Origin of the sequence: Stutzerimonas stutzeri RCH2 (assembly GCF_000327065.1) — a bacterium.
In the GTDB taxonomy this organism is placed as follows: Bacteria; Pseudomonadota; Gammaproteobacteria; order Pseudomonadales; family Pseudomonadaceae; genus Stutzerimonas; species Stutzerimonas stutzeri_AE.
The window spans coordinates 953348-971925 of the sequence record NC_019936.1 but is presented as its reverse complement, the minus strand read 5'-3'; the positions used below and the strand labels follow the sequence as shown (position 1 = coordinate 971925).

Annotated in this window: 16 protein-coding genes and 5 pseudogenes; 8 read left to right on the top strand and 13 right to left on the bottom strand. The window is 57.9% G+C overall.

Features of this window, described 5'->3' with window-relative positions:
• Positions 1-40: 40 nt before the first annotated feature.
• Positions 41-1180: a glutathione-independent formaldehyde dehydrogenase gene (locus PSEST_RS04370; protein WP_015275821.1), complete on the bottom strand. Its 1140-nt coding sequence runs from the start codon at positions 1178-1180 to the stop codon at positions 41-43.
• 568 nt (positions 1181-1748) lie between these two features.
• Positions 1749-2663, bottom strand: coding sequence for a LysR family transcriptional regulator (locus tag PSEST_RS04365; RefSeq protein ID WP_015275820.1), 915 nt, complete (start codon positions 2661-2663; stop codon positions 1749-1751).
• A gap of 144 nt (positions 2664-2807) precedes the next feature.
• On the opposite strand from PSEST_RS04365, the gene PSEST_RS04360 reads away from it, so the two are divergent.
• The 5 genes and pseudogenes from PSEST_RS04360 to PSEST_RS04340 all read left to right on the top strand — a co-directional run bounded on the left by PSEST_RS04360 (position 2808) and on the right by PSEST_RS04340 (position 6968).
• Positions 2808-3551, top strand: coding sequence for an SDR family oxidoreductase (locus PSEST_RS04360; RefSeq protein WP_031633346.1), 744 nt, complete (start codon positions 2808-2810; stop codon positions 3549-3551).
• Between the two features lie 60 nt (positions 3552-3611).
• Positions 3612-3836 (top strand): metal-sensing transcriptional repressor, encoded by a 225-nt coding sequence (locus tag PSEST_RS04355; RefSeq protein WP_013970887.1) that lies wholly within the window; start codon positions 3612-3614, stop codon positions 3834-3836.
• Positions 3837-3895: 59 nt separating this feature from the next.
• On the top strand, positions 3896-5005 hold the full coding sequence (locus PSEST_RS04350; protein WP_003291553.1) for an S-(hydroxymethyl)glutathione dehydrogenase/class III alcohol dehydrogenase: 1110 nt from the start codon (positions 3896-3898) through the stop codon (positions 5003-5005).
• A gap of 43 nt (positions 5006-5048) precedes the next feature.
• Positions 5049-5447, top strand: a complete 399-nt coding sequence (locus PSEST_RS04345; protein ID WP_003291554.1) for a VOC family protein — start codon at positions 5049-5051, stop codon at positions 5445-5447.
• 185 nt (positions 5448-5632) lie between these two features.
• Positions 5633-6968, top strand: a pseudogene (locus PSEST_RS04340) (DUF3422 family protein).
• A 103-nt stretch (positions 6969-7071) separates the two neighbouring features.
• Here PSEST_RS04340 and PSEST_RS21675 read toward each other — a convergent pair.
• From PSEST_RS21675 to PSEST_RS22550, 3 genes and pseudogenes are all read right to left on the bottom strand, one after another.
• Positions 7072-7266: pseudogene (locus PSEST_RS21675) on the bottom strand (transposase); the annotation flags it as partial.
• 204 nt (positions 7267-7470) lie between these two features.
• Positions 7471-7779 carry a helix-turn-helix domain-containing protein gene (locus PSEST_RS22555; RefSeq protein WP_369806812.1) on the bottom strand — a complete coding sequence of 103 codons (309 nt, stop codon included), beginning with the start codon at positions 7777-7779 and terminating at the stop codon, positions 7471-7473.
• 171 nt (positions 7780-7950) lie between these two features.
• Positions 7951-8433, bottom strand: a pseudogene (locus PSEST_RS22550) (DJ-1/PfpI family protein); the annotation flags it as partial.
• A 117-nt stretch (positions 8434-8550) separates the two neighbouring features.
• Between PSEST_RS22550 and PSEST_RS04330 the strand changes: the two are divergent.
• Positions 8551-8853, top strand: a complete 303-nt coding sequence (locus PSEST_RS04330) for a putative quinol monooxygenase (protein WP_007182542.1) — start codon at positions 8551-8553, stop codon at positions 8851-8853.
• Positions 8854-9497: 644 nt separating this feature from the next.
• Here PSEST_RS04330 and PSEST_RS04325 read toward each other — a convergent pair.
• From PSEST_RS04325 to PSEST_RS04310, 5 genes and pseudogenes are all read right to left on the bottom strand, one after another.
• Positions 9498-10001, bottom strand: coding sequence for a type II toxin-antitoxin system YhaV family toxin (locus PSEST_RS04325; RefSeq protein WP_015275816.1), 504 nt, complete (start codon positions 9999-10001; stop codon positions 9498-9500).
• Positions 9998-10324 carry a type II toxin-antitoxin system PrlF family antitoxin gene (locus PSEST_RS04320; RefSeq protein WP_015275815.1) on the bottom strand — a complete coding sequence of 109 codons (327 nt, stop codon included), beginning with the start codon at positions 10322-10324 and terminating at the stop codon, positions 9998-10000. Before PSEST_RS04320 ends, PSEST_RS04325 begins: the two co-directional genes overlap by 4 nt.
• 101 nt (positions 10325-10425) lie before the next feature.
• On the bottom strand, positions 10426-10764 hold the full coding sequence (locus PSEST_RS22060) for an inositol monophosphatase family protein (RefSeq protein WP_330216887.1): 339 nt from the start codon (positions 10762-10764) through the stop codon (positions 10426-10428).
• 112 nt (positions 10765-10876) lie between these two features.
• Positions 10877-11188 (bottom strand): annotated as a pseudogene (locus PSEST_RS04315) (transposase); the annotation flags it as partial.
• A gap of 149 nt (positions 11189-11337) precedes the next feature.
• A complete protein-coding gene (locus PSEST_RS04310) occupies positions 11338-12327 on the bottom strand; it encodes a zinc-dependent alcohol dehydrogenase family protein (protein WP_041756905.1) in 990 nt (329 codons plus the stop codon).
• 140 nt (positions 12328-12467) lie between these two features.
• On the opposite strand from PSEST_RS04310, the gene PSEST_RS04305 reads away from it, so the two are divergent.
• Together PSEST_RS04305 and PSEST_RS21670 are read left to right on the top strand one after the other, a co-directional pair.
• The gene (locus tag PSEST_RS04305) at positions 12468-13364 is read left to right on the top strand and encodes a LysR family transcriptional regulator (protein ID WP_015275813.1); all 897 of its coding nucleotides are present in this window, start codon (positions 12468-12470) and stop codon (positions 13362-13364) included.
• Positions 13365-13432: 68 nt separating this feature from the next.
• Positions 13433-13639, top strand: a complete 207-nt coding sequence (locus tag PSEST_RS21670) for a hypothetical protein (RefSeq protein ID WP_197445814.1) — start codon at positions 13433-13435, stop codon at positions 13637-13639.
• 541 nt (positions 13640-14180) lie between these two features.
• Here the strand turns inward: PSEST_RS21670 and PSEST_RS04300 are convergent.
• The 3 genes and pseudogenes from PSEST_RS04300 to PSEST_RS22545 form a co-directional block, all read right to left on the bottom strand.
• Positions 14181-15092, bottom strand: a complete 912-nt coding sequence (locus PSEST_RS04300; RefSeq protein WP_015275812.1) for a restriction endonuclease — start codon at positions 15090-15092, stop codon at positions 14181-14183.
• Positions 15093-15132: 40 nt separating this feature from the next.
• Positions 15133-18327 (bottom strand): type I restriction endonuclease subunit R, encoded by a 3195-nt coding sequence (locus tag PSEST_RS04295; RefSeq protein WP_015275811.1) that lies wholly within the window; start codon positions 18325-18327, stop codon positions 15133-15135.
• A pseudogene (locus PSEST_RS22545) lies at positions 18328-18450 on the bottom strand (restriction endonuclease subunit S); the annotation flags it as partial.
• Positions 18451-18578 lie beyond the last annotated feature (128 nt).

Sequence of the window (18578 nt, the reverse complement as noted above, 5' to 3'; positions counted from 1 at the left end):
CCGAGTAGCCGCCCCGAGCAGGAGACGGCTACTCAAAACACTAAGCCGCAGGCTTCATCACAACCTTCGTCCACCCCTTGTCTCGTGCATCGAAGTGCTTATAAGCACTTGGGCCATCATCCAGCTTCAATCGATGGGAAACGATCTGCGAGGGTGCGGCACGCCCGTGATGAATTAGCTCAGCCAACTGGCGGTTGTACGCCTTGACGTTGGCTTGCCCGGTGCCGATTTTCTGCCCTTTGAACCAGAAGGAACCGAAGTCGAAAGCCATCTTCCCTTCTTTGGCTAACTCGTTCTTGGCACCCGGATCTTGGGGAACGAATAGCCCGACTACTCCGATACCACCGGTTGCCTTGGTCGAGGCGACGAGGTTGTTCATGGTCAGGTGATTCACCTCGTGGCCATGTTTGTCGCAGCACTGGTAGCCCACGCATTCGCACCCACGATCCGTGCCTTTACCATCGGTGTAATTCAGGATTTCATCGACAGCCTTCTGCTCGACGGAATTGATTGGCGTGGCCCCCATCTGGGCAGCCAGTTTCAAGCGGTCTGGTTGATCGTCTATTACGAAGACCTGCGAAGCGCCTTGGATAAGCGCGGAGTGCGCCGCCATCAAGCCGACCGGGCCTGCGCCGTAGATGGCAATGGACTCGCCTGGTTGCAGCCCCGCCAGCCTTGTTGCGTGCCATCCCGTGGGGAAAATGTCGGAGAGCATGACGTAGTCGTCCTCGCGCTCCTTCGCATCCTCAGGCAGCACGAGACAGTTGAAGTCCGCGAAGGGAACTCGCAGCAGCTCGGCCTGGCCACCGTCATAAGTGCCCATCTCTGCAAAGCCGTAGGCGGCACCAGCGCTGCCTGGATTGGCGGTCAAGCAATAGCCGGTAAGTCCTTTCTCGCAGTTTTCACAAAAACCACAGCCGATGTTGAAGGGCAAGCAGACCATGTCTCCAACCTTAACGCGCTCAACTCCTGCACCTACCTCGACCACCTCACCGAGGTTCTCGTGACCGAAGACTCGACCCGTCTCGAAGGTGGTTCTGCCTTCGTACATGTGCAGATCGGAACCACAAATATTCGTGGATGTGACTCGAACGAGAGCATCCGTTGGTCTCTCGATCTTCGCATCTGGGACGTTCTGGACGCTGACGTCACGCGGGCCGTTGTAGACGATTGCTTTCATCTGGGTTCTCCAAGTCAGTTCAAAGGAGCGCCGATTGCGCTTTCGCTCCTACCTTGGTTCGTCTCCCATACAACGCGCGTTGTTCAGGAAAACTGGTCAAAGCCTGACGGGCGGTACCGCGTTCGAGGCTGATGCAACAGCTCTAAAACGACCATTTTCCTCTATTGAAGCGCACGTCGCCGTTGCTCGGCACTGGACTAAACTTTCCGTTTTTGCAGACAAATCGAGATGCCCAATGGAGACCGCTAAGATTCAAGCATTCACGAAAGCTGAACGGGGTGAGTGCAGAAATGAGCTTGAATGTGCTTGCCTATAATTTGAAGCGGGTGATGAAAATCATGGGTACCGAAGGCTTATTGAAGGCGATGACGGCGTAAAAGCCCCGGTTTTTACTGTCCCAAGAGGTACCACAGTGCTTTATAAGCGCTCTGACGCGCCACCGGCGCTGATCGTGGCAAATGCTCGGGAAATCACTACGCCCAGGCGCAGTGGGCTGGGGCATACAAGATGTGAAAGTGTTTTTACACACTCTGGGCCAAAAGCGGACGATTGCTGGCAGGTATTCAAGCTATGTCCCCAGGCCCTGGGGAAATAGCTTGGGGTTTGAGAAAGCCTGCTTAAGGTGGTCGTACACCAATCGCACCCGCTTCGATACAGGACCCTGCTGCGGGCGGTATATGAACAGATCCCATGGTGCTGGAGCGTGATCAGCCAAAACGGCAACCAGCTTTCCTGACCGCAGATGAGGCTCAGCCAGATAGGCAGGAATTTGGCCAAAACACATGCCTGCCAGGGTGGCTTCCAATTCCGTATCTGGATCATCACAGATAAGCGCTGGCTGCCTGGGCGCGAACGTTTGCCCGTCGGCAAATAGCCAAGGCCAAGGGCGGCCATTTTTCCGGTCGATCAGGACTGAAAGTGGCAGCTTAGCTAAGGCATCCAAAGATTTAGGTGGTGTCTTTTGGCCTATGAGAGACGGGCACGCGACAACGTAAAACGGCACGGGAGCTAAGGCACGTGCAACGTAGCGCCGGTCGCGAATAACCCCCACCCGGATACCAATATCGATATGCGCTTCAACGGCATCAGTCATCTGATCTTCCAAGCGGAGATCGAATTGCAGGTCAGGATGTGCAGCGGCCAGGGGCTGAAGAAACGGTATTAGGAAGCGCCTGCCAATAGCATGTGGAGCCGTAATCCCCACCTTACCTGACAGCTCAGGCTCCGTCCTGTGCGACCGGAATAGCGTATCGAAATGATCCAGAGCTGACCTGGCATCTTTGGCGTAATCCTGACCGAAAGCAGTGATGCTCACCTGGCGGGTATTGCGGTGGAACAGTGATTCGCCAAGCTCAGTTTCCAGGGCTTGAATGGCTCGAGTCACCCCTTGTGGGGAGATGCCTAATCGAGTTGCCGCTTCGCGGAAGCTACCTGCCTCTGCTGCTGTGCAAAAAATCCTAACCATCTCCATGCGGTTAAGCATGTTGCCCCTCCCATTTATTCCATTTTCAGGAATAGTATAATCCAATCATTTCCATTTATTGAGATCAATCATGGGTCTAAAGTTTGCGCACTGCCAGGTTAACCAGCCATGGCGAAGTACAAACCCGCCGATGAGGTTCTCAGCATGAGCAATAACATTTCTGGAAAAGTTGTCGTTATCACCGGTGCCAGTAGCGGCCTGGGTGAGGTTACTGCACGCCACCTTGCTGCGCTTGGCGCTCGCGTAGTGCTGGCTGCACGTCGCAAAGATAAACTCGACGCATTGGTGGCTGAGCTGACCAATGCAGGTGGTCAGGCAATCGCGTATCAGACCGATGTTACCTCTCAGGAAGAGGTCAAAACGCTCATTCAAGGTGCCGTGGACACCTACGGTCGCATTGATGTACTGATCAACAATGCCGGACTGATGGCGATTGCACCGCTCAGCGATACTCGCACTGACGAGTGGGATCGCATGATCGATATCAACATCAAGGGTCTGCTGTACGGAGTCGCGGCTGCATTGCCAGTCTTCCAGAAACAAAACAGTGGTCACTTCATCAACATCGCATCGGTTGCAGGCCTGAAGGTGTTCAGCCCAGGTGGCACCGTGTACAGCGGCACCAAGTTTGCTGTGCGGGCTATCTCCGAAGGACTGCGTCACGAAGTCGGTGGCAGCATCCGCACCACGACTATCGAACCGGGCGCCGTGGACTCCGAACTGAAATTCGGCAGCACCCACCAACAGAGCCGCGATTTCGTGGTGGACTTCTACAAGCATGCAATTCCCGCCGAATCGGTCGCTCGAGCTATCGCCTTCGCAATTGAGCAGCCTGCTGACGTGGATATTAACGAGATCGTTCTGCGCCCAACCGTGCAGGAATTCTAATGAGTTGAGGGCCTGTCTCTTCGGCGTCAGGCCCCGCTTATCTGGAGTGAAAAGCGGTGAGTGCCACATGGCCCGGAAGAAAAGAAGCAAGCGCTCGATGCAGGTGCTGAATGCCCTGCAATTCTTCAGCAGCTTGCAGCTGTTCGTGGGGCTGACAACGGATTGATGGCAACGGTTATGGAGAGCTATCTACGGGAAGAGTTTCCCAGTAGCGAAATCAGGAGCGATTCGCAGAACAAGTCCATTGACGAGACCATCTCCATCGTCCGCTCCTACCTGCGGTAGAGGCACCAGGGTGCCCTCGGTGAGGGAAAATTTAGTTAGCTAGTAAAGGAAGCGACATCATGAAATCACGTGCAGCAGTTGCCTTCGGGCCTGGAAAGCCACTGGAAATCGTCGAGATCGACGTCGAGCCGCCGCGCAAGGGCGAGGTGCTTGTCAGGATCACGAATACCGGCGTTTGCCATACCGACGCCTTCACCCTGTCGGGCGAGGACCCGGAAGGCGTGTTCCCGGCGGTGCTGGGCCATGAGGGCGCCGGCATCGTGGTCGAGGTCGGCGAGGGCGTGACCTCGGTCAAGCCGGGTGACCACGTGATCCCGCTGTACACCGCCGAGTGCGGTGAGTGCCTGTTCTGCAAGAGCGGCAAGACCAACCTGTGCGTGGCGGTGCGCGCCACCCAGGGCAAGGGCGTGATGCCCGATGGCACCACCCGCTTCAGCTACAACGGCCAGCCGATCTACCACTACATGGGCTGCTCGACCTTCAGCGAATACACGGTGGTGGCCGAAGTCTCGCTGGCCAAGATCAACCCGGACGCCAATCCCGAGCATGTCTGCCTGCTGGGTTGCGGTGTGACCACCGGCATCGGCGCTGTTCACAACACGGCCAAGGTTCAGCCGGGTGACTCTGTGGCCATCTTCGGCCTCGGCGGCATCGGGCTCGCTGCGATTCAGGGGGCACGCCAGGCCAAGGCGGGTCGCATCATCGCCATCGACACCAATCCAGCGAAGTTCGAGCTGGCTCGTACCTTCGGCGCGACCGAATGCCTCAACCCGAAGGACTTCGACAAGCCGATTCACGAGGTTCTCATCGAGATGACCGGTTGGGGTGTCGATCACACCTTCGAGTGCATCGGCAACGTCAACGTGATGCGCTCGGCACTGGAAGCAGCACATCGTGGCTGGGGCCAGTCGATCGTCATCGGCGTGGCTGGTGCAGGCAAGGAAATTTCGACGCGCCCGTTCCAGTTGATCACCGGTCGCACCTGGAAGGGCTCGGCTTTCGGCGGGGTCAAGGGCCGCACTCAACTTCCCGGCATGGTGGAGGACGCAATGAAAGGCGAGATCGATCTCGCCCCGTTCGTCACCCACACCATGGGCCTCGACGACATCAACAAGGCCTTCGACCTGATGCATGAAGGCAAGTCGATTCGCACGGTGATCCACTACTGATCGCCCACTACCCATTCAACGCCAACCACCAAGGAAATTAATCATGTCCACTCCTGTCATTTCTGGCGATGGCATCTTTTCGCACATCTTTATCGGCGCTGCCGACCTTCAGAAGTCGGTCGCGTTCTACGCCGCCGCTCTGGGTGCTCTTGGCATCAAGAACCTCGGTCCTTTCAACAACGGATGGGTACTTTTCGGTCGCGAAAAGCCGGCTTTCATCATCGCCCGCCCGGGCAATGGTGAAGCGCCTTCCAGCAACGGCGTGACGATCGGCTTTGCGGCCGCCACTCCCGCTGAAGTGGATGCCTTCCACGCCGCCGGCCTTGCCGCAGGCGGCACTGACGAGGGCCAACCTGGCGCACGTGGTCACCTGCCGGGTGCCTATGCTGCCTACCTGCGTGATCCGGCGGGCAACAAGGTCTGCTCGTACACCTTCGTCTGAAAGCAAGGAAGCTGAGAGCGTTCTGACAGGGTCAGCACAAGCCTCTATTATACGGCGAGCCTGTTAGACGGACTGCGTAACGCGGTGCATGCTCATGAAGATCGGCCCGCAGCCATGTGTGAAACGCATGGCTGCGGGCATTTGTTTTGAAGCGTGCTTTTCAACCAATGAGAAATGAGGTCGTTATGAAAGAGCCGGCCAATATCAATACGACGACCGTACAACCCACCCCGACCGCCACCGTGTACGGCATGCCGGCCTATGCCGATCGTGCTGCAGCCGTGGGTGAAGTGCATGCGCGCCCGCATCTGTTGCTTCAGGCCCCCCGCGGTATATTGCAGCTCTCTTTCATGACCGAAGGCGACCAGGCCAGGGATCAGATGGCGATGAGCGAGTTATCTCATCGCTTCGGCGTTGCCGAGCCCGACCACGCTACGCCGCTACACGGCGTGACATGGGATGAGGGAGACCTTCACTGTGAAAAGCACACCGAGTTCTCTACGTATCTCTGGTGCGCTTCGCTGGATTCCAAGACGGGAGAGCCTTGCGGAGAAAATCCCTTTCAAATATGGATTTGTTCCTCCGGGCCCGGTCGTATCCGGCATCCGCTTGAGACTTCTTCCGTGGATGCCAGAAACGGAGAAGGAGGCTGATCGCTTCGATCCTGCCAGCCTGTGCTACTCGCTGGTAGAGAACGGCTCTGCCGCCATCTTGACCGACTTCCGACAGGATGAGGATGGCCTGACGCAGATCCTCATCCTTGCTCGTGATTTGACCCCGGCGCGGGCAGGTGCGCTGGCTCAACGTCTATTGGAGATCGAGACGTACCGTACCTTGGCGTTGCTGTCTCTGCCGTTGACGCGATCGATGACGTCGGAGCTGCGACGCATGGAGTCGCGCCTTGCAGCGATCACTGACGAGATGTGTACGAGTTTGGTAGAACGCCGCGATAGCGACGTGCTGCTTTCCGAATTGACCGGTCTGGCCGCCGAACTGGAAGCTGGCGTCGCGGCAAATCTCTATCGCTTCGGCGCCAGCCGTGCCTACTATGAGATCGTCGAGGAAAGGCTGGCTGCGCTTTCAGAAGTGGCCGTATCCGGATACAGCACCTGGGCGGACTTCCTGCAGCGTCGCATCGCTCCAGCCATGCGGACGTGCCAATCCGTAAAGGAGCGCCAGGCCAAGCTCTCCGACAAACTGACCCGAGCCATCGCGTTGCTGCGTTCGTGGATCGACGTCGAACTTGAACGCCAGAACCGCGATCTGCTGGCTTCGATGAACAACCGGGCCAAGTTGCAATTGCGCCTTCAGCAAACCGTCGAAGGCCTGTCGGTCGCGGCAATTTCTTATTACGTCGTGAGTCTTCTCGGCTACCTGCTCAAGGGCATTCCGATCGTTCACGACAGCGTGGCGCCGGTGATGGCGGTTCTGGTACCTGCGGTGATGCTGACGATCTGGTGGATCGTCCGCAGGATAAGACACGCCCACAGCGACACGGCGGCGGAAGAGAAATCTTCCTGACGAGCTGCCGTCCTGGCGCGCGATAGCTGCGCCGTCCGTTTGAACAGAGGAGAACAACATGCCAAGCAATTCTTTCGGTGAATCCTCTTGTACCGCTGCGGCCTGCATTGAAGCGTTTGTAGACCTTATTCCAGTAGCCAAACGCCTTGGGCAGGTCTCTCCAGGGACATCCCGTGCGCATGCGGTACAGCATGCCGTCCACGGTCATTCGTAGATCACGCTTGTTGTAGATGGCCTTGTGCAGCAGAATTTCCCGCAGCTTCGACCAATGCTCATCGCTGAGCAGTAATCGGGGCATTGCAAGCTCGTATCGATGTTGGGTCAGAGCTTCAACGATACGGGCTTGCTCTTATAGATCAATGGGTTAGCGCGAAATGGCAACAGACCCTAGCAAACCAGTTCAAATAACGTGGCGCAGTAGTTTTATCAGGTCCAAATGCGCCGTTTGGCCTGCGTCAGTTTCCCGGCGGTCTCCAGCTGTACATACACCAAACGCCTCTGGTCATCCACCGCGTCGCAACTCCCTGACACCCCGGCCCAGCTTGCGGCGCAACAGGGCCCGCAGGGTCACCCCATCCGAGTACCCGACCTGTGCGGCGACTTGGTCGACGCTCGCGTTTCCGGTGCGCAAGAGATGGACGGCATGCTCCACGCGCAGATCCTGGAAATACGACAACGGTGTCTTGCCCAAAACGCTTTGCAGCCGCCGCGCCAAGGTGCGCTCGCTTGTGCCCGCGGCGCTGGCCGCCTCGGCCAGCGAGAACCCCTTCGCGAGCTGACTTCTGGCCCAGCACTCGAAGCGCTCCACCATCGGGTCGGCATGCGCAAGGTGGTCGGGAATCACGAACTCGGCTTGCGAACTGCGTGCCTCGACCAGCAGATAGCGTGCTACTAGGGCCGCCAGCGCCGGACTGCGCCCCCGGATGATGCGCAAGGCCAGGTCGACGTGGGCCAAAGCGGCACCCGCGGTAGTGAAGCGTGTCGAGTTCACGATCATGCGTGACTCGTCCAGCGTGACGTTCGGATAGCGCTGCCGAAACATCGGCCCCAGCCACCATGACGTCGTCGCACGATGCCCATCAAGCAGGCCACTCTCTGCAAGCAAGAAACTACCGGAGCAGGCGGCACCAAGGTGCGCGCCAGCGGTGGACCACTGCTGTAGCGCGGCGACCGCATCGGGCACGTCGGGGCGTGTGAGCCGAGCCGAGAGCGTGTCAGGCATCTTGTCACCAAACGCGGGCACGAGCACGACGTCTGGTTCTGGCACACCACGCGCAGTGACCACGGGGACCGTCAAGCCTTGCGCAGTCCGGATGCGACGCCGCACGGCCACCAGCGTGATCTCGATGGGCGCGGGAGCCTGTGGCAGCGAGCCCGCCATTGCGTTGGCCAAGCCAAGGGTGTCAGTCAGGGCCGCAAGCCCCAGATCAAACACGCCATCACAAACAAGGATGTGGATTTTCATGGCAACAATGATATCAATGTTGTCATTATTGCCTATAGAGATGTCTATCATGAAGACTTAGGGTGCTGTCTCGTCGATCCCTTCACCCACTTTTCCATTTACCCCAAGGATTACAGCATGACCAAGCTCGCCTTGTTTGTTCGCCTCGAAGCCAAACCCGGCCAGGAGGCTGCGCTTGCCGACTTCCTGGCCAGCGCACTGCCACTCGCCAACGCAGAGTCCGGCACCACTGCCTGGTTCGCATTGAAGTTTGGCCCTTCGACGTTCGGTGTGTTCGATGCCTTTGCCGATGAGGCAGGTCGCCAAGCACATCTGAACGGCCAGATCGCCGCGGCCTTGATGGCCAACGCCGCGACCTTGCTCAGTTCTCCGCCCAATATCGAGAAGGTCGAACTGCTTGCAGCCAAACTGCCTGCATGACAACCCGGCCTTGACCCAATCAGGTCACGCTGCAGGATGGGGGTCACAAGCTCTACGCAGCGATCCCCCCCTCGATTGCACTTGCCCAGGGAGCTACTTTCCACAGCGATGGGGGGCAATATTGCAGCCAGAACTTCCAAGCTGCGTCAGCAAGCAGGGGCAACATCAGGGCTGGCTGTGATGTTCCGATTCGTCGGGTAGTTATCGAGAAGTACCGACTGTTTGCAACGTGTCGGTACCGAGAGCCGTCTGGGCGAGCCAGATTTCCGGCCAATCGAAAGTCCGCAGTCCGCAAGCGCGGACCGATAGAGCGGTTTGTTGAAAATCAACGACCTAGCATCGGGCCGTGCGGGCTAGTGAGGGTTTCTGGGGGTTCGTACGTAACGATTCGAACTCCTGCGGGGGCTCGGAGCCGGGGGATTTGAATCCAAAGACAAAAATACCCAGCTCAAATCAGCGTTTCAGGCACTTGGTCTCTGAAAACTGATTTGTAGGATTTCACTCTTAAGCAATATAGGAACCTTGAGCCTTCCGTCAAGAGCGCAACCAAAACGATTTCCAGTTTAAAGGCGCCGCGCGGTGCGGGAAGGATGTTCTGGGTTCAAATCCTCGATAGGGATTTGAACCGGCAGCTTGTTGGGGGCTCAGTTGACCGAGGTGGCGGCAGAATTTAATCGTGCGTTTTCCTGCGTGGCTTCATTCAGCAGCTTATCCCACGAGTCAGGTGGATGTCCGCTTGCGAGCATTTTTCGAAACACCTTGTAGGCGTCATCGCTGCTCTCATAGGCACGCTTGGTGTCTTCGTCATTAACCCACGCCAAGATGATTACCTTGCTTGGGCCGTGGTACCGGAAGAACAGCCGATACTGCTGAAAAAACTTGGCACGGAACCAGTGCTTATGTTCCTCGCCAAATGTGCCACCTTGGCGGTATTCGGGCTTGCTCGGGTCTTGTGGGATAACGTCAAAAGCCAGCTTGGTGATGGCTGCCAGCCGCTTGGCTGCATTATTCTTGCGATAACCCACGGGGTCTTTTTGTTTTGAGAGCTCAACTTGCTGAATGAGGGTTTCGAGCTGATCCAGAAACAAGGGGTGCGCAAATACTGTCCAGCCATGAGCAACCAGTGGCTTACCTTGGTCTTGGCTCATTCATCGTCTGCCGACAGCGGGGCATCCAGATCTATATCGTTGCTATCGACCAGCGAATGAATGCGTGCCACGAGATCTGAATCTATGGCTCGCAGGTGCTGAGGGTTCGCTGCGATGTCATGTGCAAGAAAGCTGAGAAACTGGCCGATTGCCGGGTCATCCTCAGTGGGCTCAGCACGGCTCAGCACGACCTCACCGCTGGGGCGAATCGAGTAATGGATTTTGTCGCGCTTGTTTAGCTGAAGTGCGCGGCGAACCGTTTCTGGTACCGTCGTCTGATAGCGGTCGGTAAGGGTGGATTCGACTTCAAGTGCTCTGGCCATGACTTGCTCCGGCTCGTGTGAGCTGTTTCAAGGTAATGCGGATGCATTACCTTGTCAATGCGGTTGCATTGTCTGAGCTGGGGCGATAGTCGAGCAATGGGCTAGCTGAATACCGTGCTCCAGTTGCGGGTAACCAGCGTCTTACATGCTTCTGAGGTGCCGCCAAAACATCTCCGAGATACTGTCTGCATGTCGGCTTCAGTGACATAAGTGATGCTGTTCCCATCCTGGTCAATCAGCACACCCCCTGCGCCAATTAGCAGCGCATGACCTGCAGCCACATCGTGTGCTGAAACCGGCACAAGCGATACGCCTGCATCCCCATCACCTGCTGCGACTCGTGCCAACCGATAGGCGATGCTGGGCATCGCCACAAAGCAACCTGGTGAGCACAATTCAGAATTGATTTCGGGCTTGTTCGTTGCCGCAGTGCTGACCATAACTCTGCTGTCTTGATTCCATTCTTTTTGGGCGAGTGTCGCTTTAATGGGGCTCCCATTGCGAAGCACACACGGTGCCCCTTTTGCCCATGCGACGCAGTCGGAATCACCAGTGATTGGGTACTTCATCCTCAAAGCCCAGTCGGCAGAACCAGCGATAGGCCAGGTTTAAGTGCACCTCTTCTCACGATCGCCGTTTGGAAAGGATGCCATAGCAGTAGCCGACGACCAGCATGCGCACCATCAATTCCGGGTCAATCGAGGTGCGCCCGATGGGGCTATAGAAATCCGCCAGGTAGTCACGCAGATCGCTGAGATCCAGGCACTGGTCGATGCTGCGTAAGAGGTGTTGGGGCGGAACGTGGTCTTCCAGATTGAACGAGTAGAACAGGCACTGCTGTCCTCCTGGTAACTGTCCCATCATGCTGTTCGCCCACGCGCTAGCTGACAGAGCAATTCTGCCAACAGCATGGGGGGAGCAGCTACTTTTTCAACAGAATCGGCCAAAAGCGGTCATCAGGGCTGGCTTGAATCGGGGCCGAAGGATTACGCTCTCAGCCCCATAATTGCTGGTCAGACAGTTACCACGATCTTGCCGATCTGCTGATTGGCTTCAAGGAAACGATGGGCATCCTGGATGTCGCTAAGTGCGAATGTCTTTGCGATGATCGGGCGCAACGTACCGGACTTCAACCCTTGCAGAATAAAAGCCTTTGCTCTCTCTAGGGCTTCAAGGTCGGCCACAATCTCTGCGTAGATATAGCCCTTCAAAGTCAGGCTTTTGCCCAGCACGGTAAACAGTGGGAATGGTGTCGGTTCAGAGCTAAGTGCGCCGTACTCCAGCAAAATTCCGCCCCGCGCCATGCTCTGCGTGAGAGGTTCAAAGGACGGCCCGCCTACAGGATCGAATACAACGCGAGCGCCTTGACCGGCAGTTATCGTCATAACACGCTCGACGATATCCTCTTCATCGCTGACGATGACATGCGCAGCGCCTGCATCAAGTAGGGCTTGCTTCTTCGCGTGAGTTCGAGTGATCGCAATCGATGTGGCGCCGACCATACGAGCCATTTGGAAGGCGGCCAAGCCAACACTGCTTGACGCGGCGGTAACGATGACAAAATCGCCCTGCCGTAGCTTCGCCTGTTCAATCAATGCCCCCCAGGCGGTGACGTACTGCATCCAAGACGCCGCAGCCTCTTCAAAGGACAAGTTCTCAGGGCTCTTTACCACCAGGTGGGCCGGTACATTGGCCAACTCGCCGTAGGTGCCCCAGCGAGCAATATCCAGAGGTGGGATCAGAGCGACCGAGTCACCAATCGTGATCTCGGTTACGTCGCTCCCAACTGCCGTTACGATGCCTGCGGCCTCGTAGCCTAAGCGGCTGGGGAACTCCGCTTCTTGTAGGTATGCGTGATTGCGGAACATCACTTCGGCTCGGTTCAAGCCAATGGCTTTAACACTAATTTGCACCTCGTTTGCTGCTGGTGCCGATACTTCCAGATCTTCCAGCTTCAGAACGCTGGCGTCACCGTATTCATGAATTCTGACAATGCGTGCCATCATAGATATCTCGTTTATCAATGGGCCTCGACGTACATCCGGAAGGTATCCGGGCACTCGAAAGGTGACGAAAATTTAGTCATTGGTTGGCGCTAGATAAAGGCCTACGATGGCGCATTACTAGAAACAGAGTGTTTATAATGGATCGCCTGACCCAGATGGCCACGTTCGTCAAAACAGTTGAGCTGGGTTCATTCAGCGCCGCTGCGGACGACCTGAATCTCTCCCCTCAATTGGTAGGGAAACAGGTGAAAATGCTCGAACAACATCTGGGTGTTTCCCTGCTGCACCGGACTACGCGCAGGCAAAGCCTCACCGACTTCGGCAGGGCGTTCTACCCGCGAGCAAAACTGATCCTTGCAGACATGCAGTCTGCCGAGAACCTGGCCGCCCTCACTCGGGGCACACCAAGTGGCCGCCTTCGCATCAACGCGCCGGTCACGTTCGGAATTCGCACGCTTTCGCCACGCCTGCTGGAATACATGGTTCGGTATCCTCAGGTGTCTGTTGACCTAACGTTATCGAACGAACTGGTCGATATCGTTGATGATGGTTACGACGTGGTATTTCGCATCGGCGAGCTGGTGAGCAGTGGGTTGAAGGCAGTGCCACTGGAGCCCTATCAGATGGTTTTATGCGCTGCGCCGTCCTATCTTGCACGTCGCCCTCCCATCATCAATCCGTGGGATCTACAGCAGCAGGAGTGTCTGGGGTTTACCTATTCTGATGGCCGCTCACACTGGAGCTTCGACAGCCCGGAGGGGCGTATAGATGTTCCTATTACAAGCAAATTAACGATCAATCAAGGTGATCCACTGCTGGCAGCGGCTGTAGCTGGTCTAGGTGTGGTTCTACAGCCGATAGAGTTGGTTAGCGATGCACTGCGCGATGGGACACTGGTGCGTCTGTTGCCGCAGTACCCCGTGCCGAATACCGCAATGCACATCCTCTATCCCCCTGACCGAAGAATGACTCCAAAGCTGCGCAGCTTCTTGGAGTTTGCGCGTGAGGCTTTTGGGCAGCGAGGCCCTCTCTAACGCACGAAAATCAATGTCTGCGCTATCCGGTATTCGTAAAGGACGACGATTACCGTGGCTCACCGGATATGACCAAGCACCCCTTGCTGAGGAAGTACCTGCTGGAGCACTTCGCGGCGGAAGTCGAAGAACTGAAGGATGCCGTGTTCGTTGGCCTGGGGCCGCAGGTCCATAAGGTGCTGGACCGCCTGATCCAGGAGCGGGTGAATCGCCCCATCCATTTTCGCACCTCGCGATTGAAACCTGGAATCACACCAGGCAATCCTGCTCCATGAACCTCAAACCGCAGTCAAAATAAGACCGTAAATTGAGTTGAGGTGATTATGATCGGGTGCCAACGGGAACACCTTAGAAACCCAAGACGCCTCCCTAGATCATTGGTAACTTCAAACTCAGGAGCGTTTGGCTTCAACGCAGCCTAAACCCAACCGACTGCGGGCAGCTCTACTCGCCAACGCACGCAAAGCCACTCTCACAGATAGGTGACTGCGATGCTTGACAAGGCTCGAAAGGTTCATATACTCGCGCTCACTGTGAGCAATCCAACAAATCAAGGTTTCTTGCATAATGCGCTGAAGCCTTGATTTGGCCGGGATATTGAAGTTTGGGATTCAAATCCCCCCGGCTCCACCAAATGCAAAGCCCCGAGAATCTTGAGATTCTCGGGGCTTTTTCTTTGCGCTGTCGAAAGATGGTCGAAGGTCTTCAGCGAGCAGCCGTGCGCCTCGATACGCGCCTGAATTTCTGCCGGCAATCTTGCGGGTAGGCTGGGCGACACTAACCACGTTCGCGCCGGCCATCACAGCGCAAGCGAAGTCACTCCTCGGAAAAGTAGTCGCTGTCGACCTGCTTGACCTCATACACCTGCTTAACGCTCACGCCGAGGTTGTGTTCGACCATCAGGCGGGCGAGCTCGATGCCGTCGATCAGCACGACCTTGATATCCAGACCGAGCGCCGCTTCCTTCGCGCCAGTAGAAAAGTCCGAGGTGGTAATGAATACGCCTTTGCGTGCCCGCTTTCGCGTCAGCGCGCCGATGAACTTGTCTATTTCCGGACGATGCACGGTGTTGGCCCAGCGCTTGGCTTGCAGGTAGATCACATCCAGCCCGAGCTTGTCTTCCTTGATGATGCCGTCGATACCGTCGTCGTTGGTGAGCTGGGTCGCTTTGCCGGCCTCCTTTCGCGAACCGCCATAGCCCATGGCGATCATCAGATCGACGACCACCTGCTCGAAGAAGCTCGGCGTAGCAGCCCGCACCTGCGCCAGCAGTTCGTCTGCCAGGGATTGCTGCAACGCCTGATAGGCCGCGGCCAACTGCTCATCCGGCGTGGTTTCGGCTAGATCGCTGTCTGCAACGGCGGCGGCGTTTGTCACCTGGGGTTTAGCCGTATGGAAGTCGGCGAACTCCGGAAACTGCTTCAGCCAGGTCACGGTGATTCGCGCCGGGCCACTGGCCAGCGCCTCACGCCCCCGGTCGGTGATCTGCACCATTCCTTTGCTCGGAATCGTCAGCAGGCCAGCCTTGTTCAGATAGGTTCTGGCCCAGCCCACCCGATTGTTGATCACGGTCTGATTCCCCGAGGGCAGCCGCTCCTTGCGCTCTTCTTCCGTCAGCTGGAATACATCGGCGATGCGCACGCGCAGGGCGCCAAGCGGCAACGGAACGCCGTCGCCAACCGCCTGCAGCACCGGGCGCATGACACTTTGAAAATCCGGAATTGCCATCCTGTGCATTTCTCCTGAGCGCTGTGTAGTTAAAAGGAACTCACAAGCCGGCCGACGGATGAGCCCCGCCAGCCAGCGCCTTCAGCATTTTGTAGATCACCAACGCAAACGCCCGGCTCTTGGTCTCGTTGTCCAGCACTTCCAGCGAGAGCTTCTCCTGATCAGTCATGGCGTCCAGCACGGTATCGATTACCCGTTTTGGCAGCAGCCCGTGCATCACTTGATCCACCGAGTGGTTGTTCACTTGCGCCATCACATCTTCCTGGCGGCTGATGCGCTCGGCGATGCCGGTGAGAAAGTGCAGCTGATCTTCATCGCTGACTTCGGCACCGAAGATATCGTTCAGCGCATCGATGATTTCCGACAGCCGCTTCTTCTCCGGATCGTGTGGCTTACCACTGCCCACGTCACTGCCAGGCTTGAGCGTGTACTCACCGCCCTCCTCGCTCAGGCGCAGCTGGTGTTCGGCACGTTTGCTTAGCCGGTAGTGGGTCAGTTGCAGCTCGCCGACGTCGACGTCGTCCTGTTGCAGGCGGTCGACCCGCAGCAGTGGGTGCAGGTGCTTGGCGAACACGCAGAGCTGCTCCAGCTCGCGATCCTCGTAAGGCACGATCTGCGAAAGGAATTCGTACAGGCGCACGAAGCTCTGCAGGTTCTTGCGGAACAGGTCGAGCTGATCAACCTGCTCGCCGGCCTCCTTCAGCGCATGCTCGGCCTTCTTCAGGCCGGCGCTGTCGCCGTTGGCCTCGGCGGTGCGTTTGTAATCCAGCGCCTGCTGGCGCGATTCGACGCTGAACGCGTAACGCTTGGCGAAGCGCTCCTTGGCCGGCTGGCAGTAGTAGCTGAGCTTGCTGGCTGCCGCCTTCGGGTCGAAGAAGGCCAGGGCGAACGCCTCGACCTCCTGCCAGTGATAGATCCCTTCGGCATCCAGCTTTTTCTGCAGGTCGTAGATGATCTGCGGGTCGGTGACATCGCTCAGCTCGGCCTTGGTGTAGTACGGCAGAAAGGCATCGAGGATGTCCTGCGGCTCGTTGAAAAAGTCGAGGATGAACGTCTGCTTGGCCGGGAAGGTGCGGTTCAGCCGCGACAGTGTCTGCACACAGTCCACACCCTGCAGCTTCTTGTCCACGTACATGGCGCACAGCTTGGGCTGGTCGAAGCCGGTCTGGTACTTGTTGGCCGCGATCATCACGTTGAAGTCCTGGGTGTCGAAAGCGTCCGCAAGGTCACGGCCATTCAGGCCAGCGTTAAGCAGGCTGCTGCTTTCCGTCACTTCCTCGGGGATCACCTCATCCGGCAGCACACTGCCTGAGAACGCCACCAGCGGATGCACGTCGGCGTAGCCCATCTGTTGCACATAGGCCTTCACCGCCAACTGGTAGCGCACCGCCTCCTGCCGGCTGCTGGTCACCACCATCGCCTTGGCCTGGCCACCGAGCAGGTGGCGGATGTTGCCGCGGAAGTGCTCGACGATGATCTCGACCTTCTTGTCGATGTTGTACGGATGCAGCCGCACCCAGCGCGCCAGCTTCATGCGCGCTTTCTTCGAGTCCACCTCGTCGTCTTCGCCGTCCGGGTGGGCGATCTTCCAGGCGGTGCTGTAGGTGGTGTAGTTCTGCAGCACATCGAGGATGAAGCCTTCCTCGATGGCCTGGCGCATGGAATACAGATGGAAGGCTTCGGGCCTGTTGCTGGCGCTTGGTGGCAGCGTCGGGTCGGGCACGCGGCCGAACAGCTCCAGTGTCTTGGCTTTGGGCGTGGCGGTGAAGGCGTAATAGCTGATGCGCTCGTTCGGCTGGCGCGCCTGTACGGCGGCATCGAGCAAATCTTCGGCGCTGATCTCCTCGGCATCTAGCGCATCGCTGCCGAGAATCTGCTTCAGCTTGCTGGCCGATGAGCCGGTCTGCGAAGAGTGCGCCTCGTCGGCGATCACCGCATAGCGCCCCGACGCGAGCTTGGGGTACTTCTCCAGCGCGTCGAACAGCGCCGGGAAGGTCTGGATGGTGACGATGATGATGCGCGTCTGCTCGGCCAGCGCCTCGGCCAGTTGCTCGGACTTGCTCTGGTTGCCGACGTCGCGGGTGATCGGCCGCACCACGCCCTGGGCGTGCACGAACTGGTAGATGGTGTTCTGCAACTGGCTGTCCAGCACCGTGCGGTCGGTGACCACGATCACCGAACTGAACAGCCTCTGGCCGTCATCGCTGTACATCGAGGCGAGCTGGTGAGCGGTCCAGGCGATGGAGTTGGACTTGCCCGAGCCGGCGCTGTGCTGGATCAGGTAACGCTTGCCCGGCCCTTCGGCGTGAGTGGTCTGGATCAGCTGGTTGACCACATCCCATTGGTGGTAACGCGGGAAGATCATCGTCTCCCTGGTGGTCAGCGAGCCGTCGAATCCCTCGCTGGTCTTCTTGTCCAGGTGCAGGAAGCGCCCGAGCACCTTGAGCCAGGCATCCGGCTGGAACAATTGCTGCCACAGGTAGCCGGTGGCGTACTGGCTGTCGTCGGGCGGCGGTGGGTTGCCCGCGCCGCCTTCCGCGCTGCCGAGGTTGAACGGCAGAAAGAAGGTGTCCTTGCCGTCCAGCTTGGTGGTCATCGCCACCTCGTTCTGGCCCACCGCGAAATGCACCAGCGCGCCGCGTTTAAAGGTCAGCAGCGGCTCGGGTTTGCGCGTCAGCGGGTCTTTTACCGGGCGGTCGTAGCGGTACTGACGCTTGGCGTTTTCCACGCTCTGCTTGAACTCACTTTTCAGCTCCAGCGTGGCAGTGGGAATGCCGTTGACGAACAGCACCAAATCCAGCCGTGGGTTGTAGCTCTGCCCGCTGCTGCCGGCCTCACGCGCATGCGGTGAATAGGACACCTCTGGCACCACGCGCAGGCGATTGCACCAGTAGCGCTTGAGGGTGTCAGGGTTCATTCCGTGGTCGGGCTGGAAGCTGCACAGCTCGACTTTTACCGCGGGTAGTTTGAAGCCATGGCGCAGCACGTCGAGGGTGCCGCTTTGCTCCAACTCGCGCACCAGCTTCTGCACCAGCACATCGTCAGGGTTATTCGGGTTGGCCTTGGCGAACTTGTCCCAACGCTCCGGCCAGGCGTCCTTGAAGTAACCAAGAAAGTCCTCGGTATACAGCGCCGTGCGCCGGTCGTAGCCGCTGGCCGGGCCAGTGAGCCAGCCCTGGGCAACCATGGCGGTGATGATGTCCTGCTGGAACTGGGCTTCCTTGCTGTCCGCCATTTATACGGCCTCTGCTACTACTGGTTCTGGGGCTTGAGTGCTGGCTGGGGGCTGCCAGCCGCGCACGTCGATTTTGCCGGTGACGGCGGCGGAGATTAGGGCGGAGCGGCGTTCCTGAAGGAATCCAATCAGTTTTTCTGCCTCGGCGGTTGTGCTCAAGTTTTCTGAAGACGCAGCAGAAAGAAACTCAGCGATCTGCTGCTGCTCTTCCAGCGGTGGGAAGGCAAATCGGTACTTCCGAAGCTGCTCTG